We start from the raw sequence: 20040 nt of genomic DNA on the forward strand, positions 1-20040 counted from the left end.
TTACTTGCACCTCTTATTGAATGATTTTTGAAATGACTGCTGGGTATAATTCATGTTCTAATGCTTTTATTCGCTCTTCTAAATCAGCTTTAGTATCGTCCGGGTATATATCACATGTTCTTTGTTCGATAATTTCTCCTGTATCCATCCCACTATCGACATAATGTACCGTTGTACCCGTTATGTCGTCACCACTTGCTAGCGCTTGCCCCACCGCATCTTTACCTTTGTATTTAGGTAATAAGGATGGATGAATATTTAAAATCCTTTTATCATAGGCTTTCAAAATATTTTCGCCAATTAATTTCATATAGCCTGCTAAGACTATCCATTCAACTTTTTCTGAAGTAAGCCACTCTATAATTTTCCGTTCGTAGTCTGCTTTAGAATCAAAGTTTTTCAATTCGTTAATATGTACATCTAGATTGTATTTCCTAGCACGTTCAATACAATGTGCACTCACTTGATCTGTGTACAATGCTGTCACTTCAATATGAGGAAGATTACCTTGCTCAATTTGTGTCATTATACTCTCAAAATTACTACCTGACCCTGACGCAAAAATAGCTATTTTGGTCACTTTTATACCCCCGTTAATTGAATTGGTTCTTCGCCTTCAACGATTTCTCCAATTGCATAAGCATTTACATTTTGTTTTTTTAGTATATCTAAAGTCGTTTGTACTTGAGCCTCATCTACGACAAGCGTAAAACCAATACCCATATTAAAAATATTGTACATTTCTTCAGTTTCAATTTCTCCTTGTTGTTGCAACCAATCAAAAATTGGTAATGTCGGGAATTTAGTTACGTCTATTTTGGCAGTGACACCCTCTGGTAATGCTCTAGGAATATTTTCATAAAATCCACCGCCTGTAATGTGTGTCATAGCATGAATGTTAACAGCTTCTTTAACAGCTAATACTGGAGTAACATATAATCTTGTTGGTTCTAAAAACGCTTCTAAATATGTTTGTTCATCATTGTAGTTATCTTGTAAATCAATTTTAGATTTTTCGATTAATTTTCTCACTAAGCTGTAACCATTGGAATGAATACCACTAGATTCAAGTCCTAAGATAACTTGACCTGGCTTTACGGAAGAACCATCAATATATTCACTTTTTTCAACAGCACCTACAGCAAATCCTGCCAAATCATATTCACCTTCGTGATACATTTCACCCATCTCTGCAGTTTCTCCACCAATTAAAGCAGTATGTGTCTCTTCACAACCGTCACTTACCCCTTTGACAATTTGTTCGATGACTTCTGGGACAACTTTATGTGTTGCAATATAATCTAAGAAATACAGTGGCTCAGCACCTGTAGTTAAAATATCATTGACGCACATTGCAACGGCATCAATACCAATTGTGTCATGTTTATCGTTATCTATTGCTAATTTTAATTTTGTACCTACTCCGTCTGTACCTGAAACGAGTAATGGTTCTTTCATGTTTAATTGTGATAGGTCAAATGTTGCCCCAAAGCCACCTAAACCACCAAGTACTTCTTTACGCATTGTTCTCTTAACGTGACTAGACATACGATTTACTGCTTCATAACCTGCATTAATATCTACACCGGCTTGTTGATATGCTTTAGACATTTAAATTACCCTCTCTATCAAAGAATTGTTTATGATCTGCTATATATGCTTTTTGGCGGTCACTTAGATGTGCTATATAATCTTCTTCATAGTCATAAAGTCCTGCTGGATAGTCACCAGTAAAACTTTCTACACATAATCCACTGTATGGTGCATCTACTTCAAGTCCGATGGAATCGATCAATCCATCAACCGATAGATAAGCTAACGAATCTGCACCAATATGTTCGCTTATTTCTTCTGGCGATTTGTTGGCAGAAATAAGTTCAGCTGTTGTCGAAACGTCGATACCATAAAAGCTCGGGAACATAAACTCAGGCGACGCGATGCGTACATGTACTTCTCTTGCACCAGCATCTTTCAACATTTGCACGATGCGTCTACTAGTTGTACCTCGAACAATTGAATCATCTACAAGTACGATATTTTTATCTTGAACAATATCCTTAACCGCTGATAATTTTACGCGTACACCTTGTTCACGTAATTCTTGGGTCGGTTGTATAAATGTACGTGCAACGTATTGGTTTTTAACTAGGCCCATTTCATAAGGTAGCCCACTTTCTTCTGCGTAACCAGAAGCAGCAGATAATGAGGAGTTCGGCACTCCAATGACCATATCTGCGTTGTTAGCTGGACTTTCTTTAGCTAGTTGCTTCCCAGATTGCTTTCTAACAGCGTGAACATTTTTACCAGCAATTGTAGAATCAGGTCTAGCAAAGTAAATATATTCCATAGCAGAAATAGCTGTCGTCGTGTGTCTCGTGTATGACTCTACTCTAATACCTTCGTCATTAATCACAACGTATTCTCCTGCATGAATATCGCGTACAAATTCAGCACCTAATACATCAATCGCACATGTTTCACTCGCAATCATGTAAGAACCGTTTTTCATCTTACCTACAGCTAATGGTCTAATTGCATTAGGATCAACTGCACCATATAATGCATCTTTAGTTAAAATAGCAAAAGTAAATCCACCTTTTATCTTTCTCAAGCTTTCTTGGAATGCGTCTTCAAAGGTCGGCGCTTTACTTCTTCTAATTAAATGCATGATAACTTCTGTATCCGATGATGAATGAAAAATAGACCCCTGATGTTCTAATGAACGCTTTAAACTTTGTGCGTTTATCAGATTTCCATTATGACAAACTGCAACACTCATATCATAAAAGTGGTATAAAAACGGTTGGATATTTTCAATACCTTTATTACCAGATGTTGCGTATCTCACATGACCAATAGCATGCTGGTATGATTTGAAAGTTTCAAGTTGAATATCAGAGATTGCTTCTGTTAACAATCCTAAACCACGTTCACCAATTAACTTTTCACCATCAGAGCATACTATACCAGCACCTTCTTGCCCACGATGTTGTAAACTGTGTAAGCCCATATAAGTTAATTGTGCAGATTCAGGATGATCCCAAATTCCAAATACACCACATTCTTCATTTAGTCCGTTGCTGTCATACATTTAGGTATTGCTCCTTCCCATATATCAGTAAGGTTTTGAACATCACGTGTTACTTGAACCTCATCATTAGCTACTTTAAATTGACCATCATTTGTTAACTGACCAATTTCTACAGCATTTTCAATTTCTAACGTTTGTCCTTCTTTTACTGCAACAATATAGCGCCCTTGTGTTTCACTAAATAATTGCGCGTTCGTTACGTTTAATTGTACGTTTAATCCAAGTTGGTAATGTGCGCTCATACGTGCTAAAGTCAACAATAATCCGCCTTTTCCAACGGTTTGAACATGTGATGCAACACCATTACGAATCACTTGTTTAATAGATTCACCCTTTTGTACTTCATTAGATAAATCAATCGCTTCAAATTCATGATTTACTTTCTTATAAAGTAATTTCTCAACTTGGCTACCACCAAAGTCATCTTTTGTGTCACCTACTACATATAAAGTGTCGCCAGCACTTGGTTGGAAATCATTTAAATAATCGATGTCTTCGATTAATCCGACCATGCCTACAACTGGCGTAGGGAAGATAGATGTCTCTCTAGTTTCATTATAAAGTGATACGTTACCTGATACGACTGGCGTACTTAATACTTCACACGCTTCTGACATACCTTTCGTTGAATCCGCTAGCTGTTGATAAATTTCTTTCTTTTCTGGTGAGCCATAGTTTAGGCAGTCAGTCATTGCTAAAGGCGTAGCACCTACAGAAATCAAATTGCGGTATGCTTCTGCTACAACCATTTTTCCACCCTCATAAGGGTTGTTAAATACATAACGCGCTTCACCATCGATCGTAGAAGCGATTGCTTTATTCGTACCTTCTACTCGAACTACAGATGATTGTAACCCTGGTTTCACAATTGTATTTGCACCAACTTGTTGATCATATTGTTCATATAAGTAACGTTTAGATGCAATAGTTGGATGTTGTAATAGTTCATCAAATACAGACTCTACATCCACTTTGCTATAATCATTTTTACTCTCATTATAGTTTGGCGCTTCACCTTCTAATACATAAACAGGTGCTTCATCTGATAAAGGTTGTACAGGAATATCTGCAAACACTTCATCTTCGTACGTTAATACAAAGCGATCTGTATCCGTTACTTCACCTATCACAGCACTATCTAATTCGTGTTTATCAAATAAGTCTAAGAATTTTTGTTCTGTACCTTTTTCAACAACAAGCAACATACGCTCTTGTGTTTCTGATAACATCATTTCGTATGGTGATATACCTTTTTCTCTAGTTGGAACTTGTTCTAAACGCAGATGTAAACCACTACCACCTTTTGCAGCCATCTCTGAAGAAGATGAAGTTAAACCAGCAGCTCCCATATCTTGTATACCTACAAGTTCATCAAACGTAATCGCTTCTAATGTTGCTTCCATAAGTTTCTTACCAACAAATGGGTCACCAATTTGTACTGATGGTCGTTTACTTTCACTATCTTCACTTAGTTCTTCAGAAGCAAAAGTAGCGCCATGAATTCCATCACGGCCAGTTTTTAGTCCTACGTATATCACTGAATTACCTACACCTTTTGCTGTACCTTTTTGAACCATATCATGATCGATGATACCAACACACATAGCATTTACTAAAGGATTTCCATCATATCTATCATCAAACTCTATCTCGCCAGCAGTTGTTGGAATACCTATACAGTTACCATAACCACCGATACCAGCAACCACACCACGTAATAAACGGCGATTTTGTTTTTCAGTTAATTCACCAAAGCGTAAGCTGTTTAATAAATTAATAGGTCTTGCGCCAATAGACACGATGTCTCTAATAATACCGCCGACACCAGTTGCTGCACCTTGATAAGGTTCTACAGCAGATGGATGGTTATGAGATTCTACTTTAAATACGACAGCTTGATTATCACCTATATCCACAACACCGGCACCTTCACCCGGTCCCATTAATACATGTTCACCAGAAGTTGGAAATTGTGTTAAGAATGGCTTAGAGTGTTTATAAGAACAATGCTCGCTCCACATTACAGAGAAGATACCTATTTCTGTAAAATTAGGTTCTTTACCTAAAATTTCACAAACTTTTTCATATTCTTTTTCACTTAAACCCATATCTTTGTACAACTGTTCTAATTTAATTTCTTCTGCACTTGGTTCAATAAACTTAGACATTTTGTTCCCTCCAACTATTTACCATTGCTTCAAATAACTTCACACCACTGTCAGTACCTAAAATGGACTCAATTGCGCGTTCTGGATGTGGCATCATACCACAGACATTCCCCTGTTCATTTACAATACCAGCGATATCATTAAATGAACCATTTGGATTATCAACATATTTTAAAATAATTTGATTGTTTTGATCTAAAGCTTCATACGTATCTGGCGTGCAGTAATAGTGTCCTTCACCATGTGCAACAGGGTATACTACCACTTCATTTTCATCATATAAATTTGTAAATGCTGTTTGATTATTAACAACTTTTAAAGATTCGTTACGGCTGACAAACAAGTGCGAGTCATTATGTAATAACGCGCCAGGTAATAGCCCTATTTCTGTTAATATTTGAAATCCATTACAAACACCTAATACCGGTTTACCTTCTGATGCAAGTCTTTTCACTTCTTCAGTAATTGGTGCAACACTAGCCATTGCGCCCGAACGCAGATAGTCTCCAAATGAAAAACCTCCTGGAATTAACACACCATCAAAACCATCTAAAGAAGTGTTTCTATAATCAACATATTCTGCTTGTACACCAGACTTTATCGCCGCATTATACATATCTCTATCACAATTGGACCCTGGAAATTTCAGCACTGCAAATTTCATTATGCTTTCTCTCCTTCTTCCAATACTTTATAGCTATATTCTTCAATTACAGTATTAGCAAATAGTTTTTCACTTAATGTCGTAACCACATTGTGCACTTCAGCATCTGTAGCTTCATCGACCGTCATATATAAAACTTTCCCAACACGAATATCATTAACTTGTTTATAACCTAAATCATGTACCGCACGGTTTAACGCTTGTCCTTGTGTATCTAATACTTGTGGTTGTAATGTGATGTGTAGTTCAATTGTTTTCATTTTTATAAAGCCTCCAGTTTATTTAAAAAAGTTTGATATGTTTCAATGATTGATCCTCTATCTTCTCTATATACATCTTTATCAAAATTTGTATCGCTATCTTTATCCCAGATACGACATGTATCTGGAGAAATTTCATCAGCTAATAAAATTTGACCATCAGTTGTACGGCCAAACTCTATTTTGAAGTCTACTAATCTTAAGTTCATTTCATTCATTAATTGAACTAATACTGCGTTGACTTCTTTTGCCGCTTCTTTTAATATATTAATTTCGTTATCTTCAGCTAGATGTAGTAACTTAATATGATCTTCAGTAATTAATGGATCGTTTAGATCATCATTTTTATAAAAGAACTCAACAAGCGGTTCGTCAAATTCATGTCCTTTATCAAAACCAAGTCTTTTTGTTATAGACCCTGCAGCAATATTTCTTACTACTACTTCTAAAGGTATAATTTCAACTGATTGTACGAGTTGTTCTGTTTCAGATATCTGCTCGATAAAATGACTTTTAACGCCTTTTTCTTTTAAGTAATTAAAAATGTGAGAAGTGATTTGGTTATTTAAACGCCCTTTCCCTTCTATCAAATCTTTTTTAGCACCATTTCCTGCAGTCACTTCGTCTTTGTATTCAACGCGTAATACATCATTTTCACCAGTTGAAAATATTCTTTTTGCTTTACCTTCATATAATAAAGACATTATTCAGATCTCCCTTCAAATTTATCAAGTAGCATTTGTTCGTATCTATTTATGTCAGTAGTCAACACTGTTAGATGACCCATTTTTCTATTTGGTTTTCTAGATGTTTTACCATATATGTGCACATGCCACTCAGCATGATCACTAAATTGATCCTCTAACACATCTAAATCTTTACCTAATAAGTTCATCATTATTGCTGGCTTCAATAATTCAATTTGTGGTGGTAACTTTTGTCCAGTAATTGCTAGTATATGTGTATCAAATTGTGAAAAATCACAGGCCTCTATTGAGTAATGCCCAGAATTATGTGGTCTAGGTGCGATTTCATTTACATATAAACGATTTTCACCATCTATAAAGAATTCCACAGTAAAAGTACCTACGAAATGTATTTTTTTGATTATTTTATCAACTTCATTTCGAGCTTCTGCTTCTTTTTCATGTTCTGTACGCGCAGGTACTATTGTTTTAAACAGAATTTGATTTTGATGTTCATTTTCTTGCAGTGGAAAATACGTTATTTGGTTATCACTACCAATGGTTACTGTTAGAGATACTTCTTTCTCTAGTTGCAAATATTGTTCAGCAACACATTCTTGTTTTTCTACAAGTGCTTTTGCTTCATCTATATCTGATGTTGACTTAACTAATATTTGACCCTTACCATCATAGCCACCAAATCTTGTTTTCACGATAAAAGGATAACCAATTGTTTCAATTGCAATGTTCAAATCATCCGGCTCAGATAATTGTACAAATGATGCAATTTTACAATCTGCTTCTTGTAATGTTTGCTTTTCAGTCAATCGATCCTGAAGTAGCTGTATAGCTTGATACCCTTGAGGAATATTATATTTTGAAACAAGTGTCTTTAATTGATCTGCTGATATATTTTCAAATTCATAAGTGATGACATCAGATAACTCACCAAGTTGTTCCAATGCTTCTTGATCGTCATAGTCAGCATTGATAAATTCGTGTGCGACATGTTGGCATGGACATGATTTGTCAGGATCAAGTACGATCACTTTATATCCCATCTTTTGAGCTGATTGTGCCATCATCTTTCCTAACTGGCCACCACCAATAATGCCGATTGTTGAACCGAACTTTAATTTATTGAAGTTCATCTTGCATTTCACTCACTTTCTGAACCAATGATTTTTCATAATTTTCCAAATTCTTTTGGATTGATTGATTACCAATACTTAGTATTCTTGCAGCTAATACACCTGCATTTTTAGCACCAGCTTTACCTATAGCTGTAGTAGCAACAGGGATACCTCCTGGCATTTGGACAATTGATAATAAAGAATCTAAGCCTTTTAAACTTTTTGACTCAATTGGCACACCAATTACTGGTAATGTTGTCATCGATGCAACCATACCTGGTAAATGAGCGGCACCACCTGCGCCTGCAATAATGACATCATAACCATTCGCTCTTGCTTCTTTAGAAAAATCAACCATTAATTGTGGCGTACGATGTGCTGAAACAACTTTCTTATCATACGGAATTTCCAATTGGTCTAACATAGAACAACTTTCTTTCATAGTTTCCCAATCTGACGAACTACCCATTATGACTACCACTTTCAAAACGAACACCCTTTCAGAAATTTGAAATGTTACTACTATTAGATGTATATTACAGTTATAGCATAACAATTAAACTATGCTTTTTCAATCAAAAATCGAACTATAACCAAAAAAAAGTAATTAATTTACGTCTTTTGAGTGTTAATCGCTATAGTTTTTGTGTTAATGTTAAGTAAAGTTCATACATATAAGGAGGATTTTTATGGTCGCAAAGATTTTAGACGGAAAACAAATTGCTAAAGATTACAGACAAGGGCTCAAAGATCAAGTTGAGGCTTTACAATCTAAAGGTTACACACCTAAATTATCAGTAATTTTAGTAGGTAATGATGGTGCTAGCCAAAGTTATGTCAATTCAAAAAAGAAAGCTGCTGAAAAAATCGGTATGATTTCTGAAATTGTACATTTAGATGAATCAACATCTGAAGAAGATGTATTGAAAGAGCTTAAACGCTTAAACGAAGATGATAGTGTCAGTGGTATATTAGTTCAAGTGCCATTACCTGAACAAGTAAGCGAACAAAAAATATTGGAGTCTATAAATCCTGCTAAGGATGTTGACGGCTTTCATCCAGAAAATATCGGTAAGTTATACATTGACCAACAAACTTTTGTACCATGTACACCACTTGGAATCATGGAACTTTTAAATCATGCTGATATTGATTTGGAAGGTAAAGAAGCTGTTGTAATTGGCAGAAGTCATATTGTAGGTCAACCTGTTTCTAAATTATTACTTCAAAAAAATGCAACTGTTACAATCTTACATTCTAGAACGAAAGATATGCATAGCCACTTAAAAAATGCTGATGTTATCGTCAGTGCAGTGGGACGTCCAGGCCTAGTAACTAAAGATGACGTCAAAGAAGGTGCAGTCGTAATAGATGTTGGTAATACTCCAGATGAAAATGGTAAATTAAAAGGCGACATCGCTTATGATGAAGTTAAAGAAGTAGCTGGTGCAATTACTCCAGTTCCTGGTGGCGTTGGCCCAATGACAATAACTATGGTATTAAACAATACACTAATAGCTGAAAAAATGCGTAGAGGTATTGAATAATCGAATAATTAACGACTGTTGATTACTTAATAAGCTATGAACATCATTAATTTATGATCATATTAAAACAGGATAAATGAACAGACTCACTAGAATAGCAATTACAACTGATTGTCAAGCGTTTGTAAGAAACGTTTAAACACGCCTTACCTTGACTTTCTACTATTGCTAATACAAAAACAAAGAGGTTGAGACATAAAGTTTTCTACCTAAAAAATAAACGTCAATTTCTATTGGAACATTTTAGAAATTGACGTTTATTTGTTTTATGATGTTTATAACTTGTAGAATCCAGATGAATAATGAACAAACTACAGAATCGCACCACATAATCCTTTGGCAATCATGCACATCTATAATAGTAAAATTATAAAGAGTTTTTCATCAGTAAAGCATATTAATTATTTACAGTTATACGCCTACGCTTAATCTTGGAATAAATGATTCAAAATGTATACGTTGTTCTTCAATACCTATTTCTTTCAATGTAGTAATAATTGATTGAAGGAATTTAACTCCTCCGCAAACGTAAATTTCAGTATCTGTTGAAATAAACTGCTTTAGATAAGTTGCGTCCATATATCCACTTTTATGTTTATCGTGAATTATATACGACGTATTATCACTATTGTTTGCAATGTGTTCTATTTTACTGTTAAAAGGGATCTCTTGTACACTTTCAACATTTTGAATAAAGTCTGCTTTTACATTTGATTTTGCAGACTCATTAAACATTGAAATTAATGGAGTCACCCCTATACCTGAACCTATAAACAACTGAGGCGCTGTGCCATTAACTATTCCAAATCCTCCTACAGGAGCAGACAAATCTATCGTCCCACCTACTTGCATCTCATCATGTAAAATCGTCGATACTTCTCCCTCATGTGAATCTGTTACATCTCTTTTCACAGCAAAAGTTAATGTATGTTCACTACCTTCAATAATTGAATAGTGTCGTTTGGCACGATATTCCAATTTATCACTTTCTACATCAACTGTAATATATTGTCCAGCTTCAAATTTACTTAGATCATATTTATCTGACTTAACAGTAAACATTATTATATCTGAAGTGATTGATTTTATATTGATAATTTCAAATGGTTTAAAGCCCTCCCAAGCCATTTCATTATAAATATCTTTCTCTACATTAATAAATACTGAAGCTATTTCACCGTATGCTTTCGCCCACGTAGCAATAATCACATCATCTTCTGGAAGATGTAATACATTTTGAATAGCTGCTAACAAATTTTCTCCTACTATATCATACCCAGCTTCTGGCACTTGTAGCGCACAGTGTTTATAAGCTATTTCTTTAACAACTGGCATGATCCGCGTCAAATCATCTATATTAACCGCTGCAGCTAGTACACTTTGTGCTAATGCAGTAGACTGTAAACCTTTTTTCTGATTAGTCTGGTTGAACATATTCTTCAACTCAGGGTGTCTGGTAAACATTCTATTGTAGAAGTATGAAGTGATTTCTTCTCCCTTTTGTTGTAATACAGGAACTGTCTCTTTAATTATATCTCGTTCTTTTTCATTCAACATTTAATCAACCCCTAATTTTATTTACTCCTTTTTACATTTTTATCTTATTACAAAATTAAATATTGCAAAAGGTTTATGTGATAAAATTCACAAAAAGTTCAATTTACATAATTTTAATCGGAAATTACAATGAAATTTATAGAAATAAGATATATTAGGACTATAGTATGATGTGTATTGTAGCAAATTAAAGTATAGTAAGATTTAATAAAATTAATGTTTTGCGTTCGGAGGTTACGTAATGAATAAATTAATACAATCTTTGTCTGCATTAGGTGTATCTGCTACGCTTGTGTCACCTAACTTAAGCGCAGAAGCTACTGACAATTCAATTCCAGAACTTAAAGGAATTAATGATACAATTATCGATAAAGGCGACGACTACAATATATTAAATGGCGTACGTGCTTATGATAAAGAAGACGGAGATCTTACACACAAAATCACAGTTGATGGTAATATTAATACCAAAAAAGCTGGTAAATATAAGATTGAATATAAAGTTGAAGATTCAGATGGCGCAACTAATAAATCTATTCGTTATATAGAAGTAAAATGATTTTCCAAATTTAATACATATACCCCTAAATGATAATGTTTATCACTATTTTGTGAGTAATTTTGGTTTATTGTCTTAAATATGACACTTTTCACAAAATGTACACATAATTTTAACAAATCTTTAAAAGCCCACCAGACGTTGAGTTTGTTGGGTTTCTTTTAATTTTACAATATTTTTTTTCGCACAAACACTTGTAAATATTGCGTAATATCTTAAAATTGATGGTAAGCCCTACATTTGTAGTATTAGGAGGTCAAAAAAGTGTCAAAATTTAAGTCTTTGCTTCTACTCTTTGGCTCGCTAATTTTGCTTAGTGGTTGTTCTAACGTAGAAGTTTTAAACCCAAAAGGGCCGATGGCAAGCGATACGAAGTTTTTGATTATGTATTCAATCATCTTCATGCTTGTTATTATTGCCGCTGTTGTTATTTTATTCACAGTTTTCCTATATAAATATAGAATAGGAAATACAAAAGAATCAGGAAAGATGCACCACAATTCTTTAATGGAAACAATTTGGTTTATTATTCCTGTAATTATTGTAATTGCTTTAGCTATCCCAACGGTTAATTCGCTTTACAATTATGAGGAAAAACCACAGAAAGAAGACGATCCACTTGTTGTTTATGCGACAAGCGCTGGTTATAAGTGGTTCTTTAGTTATCCTGAACAAAAAATCGAAACAGTTAATCATTTAACTATTCCGAAAGATCGCCCTGTTGTCTTCAAACTCCAATCAATGGATATGATGACAAGTTTCTGGATTCCACAATTAGGTGGCCAAAAATATGCGATGACAGGTATGACAATGGACTGGACATTAACAGCTAGTGAAGAAGGTACGTTCAGAGGACGTAACTCAAACTTCAATGGTGAAGGCTTCGAACGTCAAACATTTGACGTTAACTCTGTAAGCCAAAGTAAATTTGAGGATTGGGTAAAAGATGCGAAAAGCAAAAAAGTATTGGACCAAGATACATTTGATAAGCAACTTTTACCAACAACTGAAAATAAAAACTTAACTTTCAGTGGTACGCATTTAGCATTTGTTGATCCTGCAGCTGATCCAGAGTATATTTTCTATGCTTACGATCGTTACAATTATGTGCAGAAAGATCCAAACTTTAACACTAAAGACGAAATGAAAGCTGATGTGTTAGATAAACCAGATAAACCTGCACGTAAGCCACAAATCACAAATGCAAACTATGAGCGTCATGGAATGAAAGCCATGATTCTAGGCAATAATGAACCATATGATAGTGAATTCAAAGATAATGAATCACATAATATGGACGAAATGGAAAAAATCTCTGAAGGTGTTAAAGATGAAAAAGCATCTAAAATAGAGAAAAAAGACCATGAAAATGGAGGTGGACATTAATGAATTTTCCATGGGATCAATTACTCGTTCAAGGTAACTGGATGATTACGATGGCACAAATTGGTGCACCATTTGCAGTCATTGCTGTGATCGCAGTAATTAGTTATTTTAAATTATGGAAATATCTATACAGAGAATGGTTCACATCTATTGACCATAAAAAAATTGGTGCGATGTACTTAATCTGTGCGGTATTAATGTTCGTACGTGGCGGTATCGATGCGTTAATGATGCGTACACAATTAGCAATTCCAGATAACACATTTTTAGAAGGAAACCATTACAATGAGGTCTTTAGTACACATGGTGTAATAATGATTATCTTTATGGCAATGCCTTTCATCTTTGGTTTATGGAATGTCGTAATACCATTACAAATTGGTGCACGCGATGTTGCATTCCCTGTATTAAATAACGTAAGTTTCTGGCTATTCTTCTCAGGTATGATTTTATTCAATCTTTCATTTATAGTCGGAGGTTCACCTGCAGCTGGTTGGACAAACTATGCACCACTTGCAGGAGAATTCAGCCCAGGACCTGGGGTTAACTATTACTTAATAGCAATACAAATTTCTGGTATCGGTACATTAATGACCGGTATTAACTTCTTTGTTACTATACTTAGATGTAAAACACCAACTATGAAATTCATGGAAATGCCAATGTTCACGGTTACTACTTTCATTACGTCATTAATCGTTATCTTGGCTTTCCCTGTATTAACAGTTGCATTAGCACTATTTACGACGGATAGAATATTCGACACTGCATTCTTCTCTGTCGCAAATGGTGGTATGCCGATGCTATGGGCTAACTTCTTCTGGGTATGGGGGCACCCTGAAGTGTATATCGTTATCTTGCCAGCATTTGGTATCTACTCTGAAATTATTCCGACATTTGCACGTAAACGTCTATTCGGTCATCAAAGCATGGTCTGGGCAACTGCAGGTATCGCATTCTTAAGTTTCTTAGTTTGGGTTCACCATTTCTTCACTATGGGTAATGGTGCATTAATCAACTCATTCTTCTCAATCTCAACCATGCTGATTGGTATACCAACTGGTGTTAAAATCTTTAACTGGTTGTTCACGCTTTATCAAGGCCGTATTACCTTTGAATCACCTATGCTATTTGCTTTAGGTTTCATACCTAACTTCTTAATAGGTGGTGTAACTGGTGTAATGCTTTCTATGGCAGCAGCAGATTACCAATACCATAATACGTACTTCTTAGTAGCGCATTTCCACTACACATTAGTGGCTGGTGTTGTATTTGCTTGTCTAGGTGCTTTAATTTTCTGGTGGCCTAAGATGACTGGATTTAAGTTAAACGAAACATTAAATAAATGGTGTTTCTGGTTATTCATAATCGGATTTAACGTTTGTTTCATACCACAATTCATTCTTGGTTTAGATGGTATGCCACGTCGTTTATATACTTATATGCCAGAAGATGGTTGGTGGTTACTAAACGTAATTTCAACTGTCGGTGCCCTAATGATGGCATTAGGCTTTATGTTCTTAGTTGCAAGTATCGTTTACAGCTTCTTCAAAGCACCACGTGAAGCTACTGGCGATAACTGGGATGGTTTAGGTCGTACTTTAGAATGGTCAACTGCAGCTGCAATGCCACCTAAATACAACTTCGCTATCACTCCAGATTGGAATGACTATGACACATTTGTTGATATGAAAGAACATGGTCGTCATTATTTAGACAACCATAACTATACTGATATCCATATGCCAAATAACACACCTGTTGGTTTCTGGATGGGAATTTTCTTCACTATCGGTGGATTCTTCCTTATCTTCGAAACAATTATTCCAGCAGTCATTTGTTTATTAGGTATCTTCGGTACAATGATTTATCGTAGTTTCCAAATAGACCATGGTTACCATATACCAGCGTCTGAAGTAGCAGAAACTGAAAAACGTTTACGTGATGCACGTATTAAAGAAAGGGAGGCTGTAAGTCATGAGTCATGATGCAAACACAATTGATCAACGTTCGCATGAAGGTAATTTAAATAGACTTGGCTTTTGGATTTTCCTTACAGCAGAATTCTCATTATTCGGTACGTTATTTGCAGCATTATTAACACTTCAACATGGTGGCGATTATGCCGGCAAAATGACTACTGAATTATTTGAATTACCACTTATATTAATAATGACATTTGCATTATTAATTAGTTCTTACACTTGTGGTATAGCAATATACTATATGAGAAAAGAAAAAGAAAAATTAATGATGATTTGGATGATTATCACAGTTCTTTTAGGTGCAGTATTCGTAGGCTTTGAAATATACGAGTTTGCGCATTACGTACACGAAGGTGTTAATCTAACTATTGGTTCTTATTGGTCTAGCTTCTTTATTCTATTAGGAACTCATGGTGCCCACGTATCATTAGGTATTGTTTGGATTATTTGTTTATTAATTCAAGTTGCAATGCGAGGATTAAATAAAGACAATGCTCCTAAATTATTTATAGTAAGTTTATATTGGCACTTTTTAGATGTTGTATGGATTTTCATCTTTACTGCCGTATATATGATAGGGATGGTGTTTAGCGGATGAATACAATTGTAAAACATACAGTAGGTTTCATTGCCTCAATCGTTCTAACAATCTTAGCAGTATTCGTAACCTTATACACATCTATGGCACTTAATGCTAAGATTACCATCATCTTTGGTTTCGCTTTTATACAAGCTGCAGTTCAATTATTAATGTTCATGCATTTAACTGAAGGTAAAGATGGGAATTTACAAGGATTCAAAGTTGTATTTGCGATTATCATTACTTTAATTACTGTCATCGGTACTTATTGGGTAATGCAAGGTGGACACTCAAGTCACTTATAATCTTAAAAAAGGCTTCTCTTCGGAGAAGTCTTTTTTTATTAATATCTTTAAAAGTTAAATTACATTACTCTCCCCTTTTCTTATTTCTATTATATTTAATACATTTTTTAAGCATTTAAACTACAAAAATTGTAAAATAAATATACACCCTATTTACTTAAAGGAGGTTAATTAATAATGAAACAACCTATAATTATAGACACTGATCCAGGTATCGATGATGCCGCGGCAATCAGTATAGCTTTAAATCACCCTGCATTTGATCTAAGAATGATTACTACTGTTAATGGAAACGTAGGAATTGAAAAAACAACAGCAAATGCATTAAAACTTAAGCAGTTTTTCTCAAGTAATGTCCCTATACATAGAGGTGCTTCCCAACCCTTACTTTCAAACATAGTAGATGCAAGTACAGTCCATGGAGAATCAGGCATGAACGGATATGACTTTCCCGAACCTAACTATAATGATTTAACTTCAGTGCATGCTGTGGAAGCCATGTATAAAGAATTAAAGACGAATGAGAAGCCCGTAACACTGATTCCTATTGGTCCGCTAACGAATATTGCGCTATTACTATCTACATATCCTAAAGCTAAAGATTATATTAAAGAAATTGTATTCATGGGTGGTTCCGCTGGTCGAGGTAACATAACGCCATCTGCAGAATTTAATATTTATTGTGATCCAGAAGCTGCACAAATTGTATTCAATTCAGGTTTGCCTTTGACTATGGTTGGCCTTGATGTTGCAAGAAGTTCCACATTAAGTCATAGTACAGTAAATGAACTTCAGGCATTAAACCAAACTGGATATATGCTACATCATCTTTTCAAACATTATAAAGGTGATGATTTTGAAAAAGGTATTAATGTTTATGATGTTTATACTGTACTGTATCTGCTTCATCCTGAAAAGTTTGAAGTAGAAGAAGCAGACGTTCAAGTTGAAACTAATGGCACATTGACGAAAGGCGCAACAGTTACAGATTTCAAATCCGCTTTCCCTAATTGTAGTGTAGTCATGTCTATTGAACCTAAAGTATTCAAAGAGATTTTTATAGATGCACTCAAGTATTGTAAATAACCCACAGTTTATTAGTATATAAAAAGACACTCCTTTTATGCTATTTAATCTATAAGTTTTAAACTTTGATTAAATAGTAAAGGAGTGCTTTTTTATATAAGTTTTACTTTAATATTTTTGACCGACAATATTATAAGGCCCGCCTTGTTTTAAGATGTCATAATAAATATGCTTGATTTTCTTTTCATTATTAGTCTGGCTATTTTCATAATTAGTGCCTAATACTATTATATATTTGTTGTTAAAATAAGCTGTGAATACTTGTCCAAAAAAGCCACCATTAATTCTATTTTTATCTGGAAGTGAATAAAAACCATATCTATATGGTTCAGGATACTGTGATGTTAAACTTTCATGTAAAAGTGGTTGAGTTATTTTATCATCAAAAATTTCGTTTTTTTGTAAGCTTAAAATTAATTGGCCCATATCGTATGGCGCCATAAAGAGGTTACCGGCACCATAATACTGGTCTAATATATTAGGTGTTTGCTTTACCGGATTACTAGATGCTTTATCTTTTTTATAACCAATTGCCATATTCTTTCGATAATCTTTATCATTGAAAAATGCTGTAAAATTCAAATTATATGGATTAGCTAGTCTATTTTCAAAGTTCTTTACATATGACTTACTAGTCGCCTCTTCAATAACACGTGATAATACTAAATAATTCGCATCGTTATATCTATTTTTATTATAATATTTGGGCTCTATTCCTTTTTCCTGTATAGCATGTACAGCTTCATCTAAACTCTTATATTGAGGTGAAGCACTATATTTATATAAACCACTTTTATGCTGCATCAATTGATTTAATGTGATAGGTTGAGCTGTTTTAAACCAAGGTAAGTATTTTGTGACTGGATCATTCATATTTAGTTTCTTTTCATTTACTAGTTGCTTTAGCATTAATCCGGTAGTGAATTTTTGAGAAGAACCAATTAAATATAAAGTATCCGCCCTATTCTTTTCATCTTCTTTAAAATTTTTCATACCGTAGCCTTTATTTAGTTTTAATTGTCCATTTTCAAATACAGCAGCTGTACCATTAAACTTGGTCTGCTCTAAATATCTATTAATTTCTTCTATGTCATGATTATTTGAATCAACAACGGTTTTTAATTCACCTATTTTTTTGTGATCTTTTGATGTCTCTTCATAAGTTTTAGTAGTATTATATTCTTGATTATAGCGTTGATAATGTTTATATATGATTAAAAATGTTATTGCAACAAGCAGTATGGTTAAAATAATCGTTACTCGTTTTAGTTTTTTCGTAGTCATCTTTTTTCCTTTGTTGTGCTCAGTCTATATGATTAATATAGTCTTTTTCAAATTGACCTGTTATGGCATCAATGTCATTTACATTAAGCGAGAAATATAGTTTGATTTTTGGTTCTGTTCCAGAAGGTCTTAGTGCAATAAAACCCTTGTCAAATATAAACCTAATTAAGTTAGTATTAGGCAATGATAATGATTCAGTTGTTCCCTCTTTCACATTCCTAATTTTACCAATTTGATAATCCTCAATTTGTTTGACATCCATACCACAAATTGAATCAATATCTTTATTTCTAAACTGGCTCATTATTTTAGAAATTTTTTCATTACCTTTTGAACCTTCAAAGCTTGGCGCGATTGTTCTATCTTTAAATTCACCAATATTTTGATAAATATCATTAATTGTATCTTTAAATGTTAAACCATTTTTGTTTAATAAATTTTTATATTTAATTAGAAGTGGTACCATTTGAATTGCATCTTTATCTCTGGATATTGGTTTTGCTAGGTATCCATGACTTTCTTCAAATGCTAACAACAATTGCTTATTAGATGTGTTATGATTTTGTTCAATTAAGTCCGAAATAAATTTAAACCCAGTTAATACATTCGCAACTTCAACGTCTAATGAGCTGGCTAATCTCTCGGCTAACTCACTCGTAACAATCGACTTTATAATATATTGAGGTTCATCAGATTCTACTAAATCTTGAAACCTCAATTTCATAAATAATAGCCCTATTTCATTGCCATTAAAATACCTATAATCGTTATCTCCATAACGTTCGATAAATCCTAATCTATCTGCATCTGGGTCTGTAGCAATAATGAGCTGTGCATCTGTTTCATCTGCCAATTTTTTCCCTAGTGCAAACGCATCTTCGTCTTCCGGATTAGCAATTGCTATAGTTGGAAAATGACCATCTGGTTTTGACTGATTTTCTTCTATTACATAATTATGATAATCCAACTCTGATAATATATCTGACATTAATGGTAAACTCGTACCATGTAAACTTGTGAGTATAACTTTTGCATCTTTTTCTTCGATTGTCCCTACTAATGATTTAACTTCAGCTTTGTATTTATCTGTCACTTCATTAGACATTAATTGAATTTTTTCTTCATTTAGCAATGTTTCAAAATCACCTTTTTCAATTAATAGTGGCGATTCAATTGAATTGATATAAGAACTTAACACTTCTGATGCTTCTGGTAATAGTTGTCCACCATGAACATCATAAATTTTTATACCATTATAGTTTTTAGGATTATGACTAGCAGTTATCATGACGCCAGCACTTACATTTAATTCTCTTACAGCAAAAGATAACTCTGGAGTAGACTTATAATTTTCTGATACTATTGTATTTACACCATTTTCAGCTAATACACTTGCCATTTCTCTAGAAAATTCCTTTGATAATAATCTAGTGTCAAAATGGATAACCACTGACGGCTCGATACTAACCTTATTTTTTAGAAATTGTGCTAACCCTAATGCAACTTTTCGGACTGTAAAAGCATTTAACCTTCCAGGTCCTAAACCAAACGTACTTCTTATACCTGCAGTACCAAAAGATAAAGTAGTTTCAAAACCTTCATTTTTTTCTTCTTCTGTTTGTAATTGATAAAATTCTTTAACTAAACTCTCATCAATTTTCTCTAACCAAGCTTGTTTCACGTTACTGTTTCCTCCTTATAGCTTTCAAAATAAAGACATATCTAATTTTTAAAAAGCTAATTCTTAAT

19 protein-coding genes are annotated in these 20040 nt (G+C 34.0%); 7 read left to right on the top strand and 12 right to left on the bottom strand.

Annotation, left to right across the window (positions count from 1 at the left end; all coding sequences use genetic code 11):
* Positions 1-13: 13 nt before the first annotated feature.
* The 9 genes from purN to purE are packed head-to-tail and all read right to left on the bottom strand — an operon-like array spanning position 14 to position 8489.
* Positions 14-580 (bottom strand): phosphoribosylglycinamide formyltransferase, encoded by a 567-nt coding sequence (purN, locus tag ACM591_RS10300; protein WP_029379090.1) that lies wholly within the window; start codon positions 578-580, stop codon positions 14-16.
* A gap of 2 nt (positions 581-582) precedes the next feature.
* A complete protein-coding gene (gene purM / locus ACM591_RS10305; RefSeq protein ID WP_029379091.1) occupies positions 583-1611 on the bottom strand; it encodes a phosphoribosylformylglycinamidine cyclo-ligase in 1029 nt (342 codons plus the stop codon).
* Positions 1604-3091, bottom strand: coding sequence for an amidophosphoribosyltransferase (gene purF / locus ACM591_RS10310; protein ID WP_029379092.1), 1488 nt, complete (start codon positions 3089-3091; stop codon positions 1604-1606). Before purF ends, purM begins: the two co-directional genes overlap by 8 nt.
* The gene (gene purL, locus ACM591_RS10315) at positions 3070-5259 is read right to left on the bottom strand and encodes a phosphoribosylformylglycinamidine synthase subunit PurL (protein ID WP_029379093.1); all 2190 of its coding nucleotides are present in this window, start codon (positions 5257-5259) and stop codon (positions 3070-3072) included. The genes purF and purL overlap by 22 nt, the downstream gene beginning before the upstream one ends.
* Entirely contained in the window at positions 5252-5923 is a 672-nt protein-coding gene (purQ, locus tag ACM591_RS10320) for a phosphoribosylformylglycinamidine synthase I (RefSeq protein ID WP_029379094.1), read from the bottom strand. Before purQ ends, purL begins: the two co-directional genes overlap by 8 nt.
* Positions 5923-6183: a phosphoribosylformylglycinamidine synthase subunit PurS gene (purS, locus tag ACM591_RS10325; protein ID WP_017724119.1), complete on the bottom strand. Its 261-nt coding sequence runs from the start codon at positions 6181-6183 to the stop codon at positions 5923-5925. The genes purQ and purS overlap by 1 nt, the downstream gene beginning before the upstream one ends.
* A gap of 2 nt (positions 6184-6185) precedes the next feature.
* Entirely contained in the window at positions 6186-6887 is a 702-nt protein-coding gene (gene purC / locus ACM591_RS10330; protein WP_029379095.1) for a phosphoribosylaminoimidazolesuccinocarboxamide synthase, read from the bottom strand.
* Positions 6887-8020 carry a 5-(carboxyamino)imidazole ribonucleotide synthase gene (gene purK / locus ACM591_RS10335; RefSeq protein ID WP_038678261.1) on the bottom strand — a complete coding sequence of 378 codons (1134 nt, stop codon included), beginning with the start codon at positions 8018-8020 and terminating at the stop codon, positions 6887-6889. The genes purC and purK overlap by 1 nt, the downstream gene beginning before the upstream one ends.
* The gene (purE, locus tag ACM591_RS10340; RefSeq protein WP_029379097.1) at positions 8007-8489 is read right to left on the bottom strand and encodes a 5-(carboxyamino)imidazole ribonucleotide mutase; all 483 of its coding nucleotides are present in this window, start codon (positions 8487-8489) and stop codon (positions 8007-8009) included. The genes purK and purE overlap by 14 nt, the downstream gene beginning before the upstream one ends.
* A gap of 202 nt (positions 8490-8691) precedes the next feature.
* Here purE and folD point away from each other — a divergent pair, with 202 nt between their 5' ends.
* Positions 8692-9549, top strand: a complete 858-nt coding sequence (folD, locus tag ACM591_RS10345; protein ID WP_029379098.1) for a bifunctional methylenetetrahydrofolate dehydrogenase/methenyltetrahydrofolate cyclohydrolase FolD — start codon at positions 8692-8694, stop codon at positions 9547-9549.
* Between the two features lie 411 nt (positions 9550-9960).
* On the opposite strand, the gene ACM591_RS10350 is transcribed toward folD, so the two are convergent.
* On the bottom strand, positions 9961-11106 hold the full coding sequence (locus tag ACM591_RS10350; protein WP_038678257.1) for a globin domain-containing protein: 1146 nt from the start codon (positions 11104-11106) through the stop codon (positions 9961-9963).
* 241 nt (positions 11107-11347) lie between these two features.
* Between ACM591_RS10350 and ACM591_RS10355 the strand changes: the two genes are divergently transcribed.
* The 6 genes from ACM591_RS10355 (at position 11348) to rihC (ending at position 17007) form a co-directional block, all read left to right on the top strand.
* Positions 11348-11665, top strand: coding sequence for an immunoglobulin-like domain-containing protein (locus tag ACM591_RS10355; RefSeq protein ID WP_029379100.1), 318 nt, complete (start codon positions 11348-11350; stop codon positions 11663-11665).
* A 264-nt stretch (positions 11666-11929) separates the two neighbouring features.
* Positions 11930-13051 (top strand): cytochrome aa3 quinol oxidase subunit II, encoded by a 1122-nt coding sequence (gene qoxA, locus ACM591_RS10360; protein WP_029379101.1) that lies wholly within the window; start codon positions 11930-11932, stop codon positions 13049-13051.
* Positions 13051-15039 carry a cytochrome aa3 quinol oxidase subunit I gene (gene qoxB, locus ACM591_RS10365; protein ID WP_029379102.1) on the top strand — a complete coding sequence of 663 codons (1989 nt, stop codon included), beginning with the start codon at positions 13051-13053 and terminating at the stop codon, positions 15037-15039. Before qoxA ends, qoxB begins: the two co-directional genes overlap by 1 nt.
* Positions 15029-15634: a cytochrome aa3 quinol oxidase subunit III gene (qoxC, locus tag ACM591_RS10370; RefSeq protein WP_029379103.1), complete on the top strand. Its 606-nt coding sequence runs from the start codon at positions 15029-15031 to the stop codon at positions 15632-15634. The genes qoxB and qoxC overlap by 11 nt, the downstream gene beginning before the upstream one ends.
* On the top strand, positions 15631-15921 hold the full coding sequence (gene qoxD, locus ACM591_RS10375; RefSeq protein ID WP_017724109.1) for a cytochrome aa3 quinol oxidase subunit IV: 291 nt from the start codon (positions 15631-15633) through the stop codon (positions 15919-15921). Before qoxC ends, qoxD begins: the two co-directional genes overlap by 4 nt.
* A gap of 177 nt (positions 15922-16098) precedes the next feature.
* Entirely contained in the window at positions 16099-17007 is a 909-nt protein-coding gene (gene rihC / locus ACM591_RS10380; protein WP_029379104.1) for a ribonucleoside hydrolase RihC, read from the top strand.
* A gap of 108 nt (positions 17008-17115) precedes the next feature.
* On the opposite strand, the gene ACM591_RS10385 is transcribed toward rihC, so the two are convergent.
* Together ACM591_RS10385 and ACM591_RS10390 are read right to left on the bottom strand one after the other, a co-directional pair.
* Positions 17116-18291 (bottom strand): serine hydrolase domain-containing protein, encoded by a 1176-nt coding sequence (locus tag ACM591_RS10385; protein ID WP_029379105.1) that lies wholly within the window; start codon positions 18289-18291, stop codon positions 17116-17118.
* Positions 18292-18310: 19 nt separating this feature from the next.
* A complete protein-coding gene (locus ACM591_RS10390; RefSeq protein ID WP_326025697.1) occupies positions 18311-19972 on the bottom strand; it encodes a phospho-sugar mutase in 1662 nt (553 codons plus the stop codon).
* Between the last annotated feature and the right edge of the window lie 68 nt (positions 19973-20040).

Source organism: Staphylococcus sp. Ze2 (assembly GCF_048568365.1).
Classification (GTDB): domain Bacteria; phylum Bacillota; class Bacilli; order Staphylococcales; family Staphylococcaceae; genus Staphylococcus; species Staphylococcus xylosus.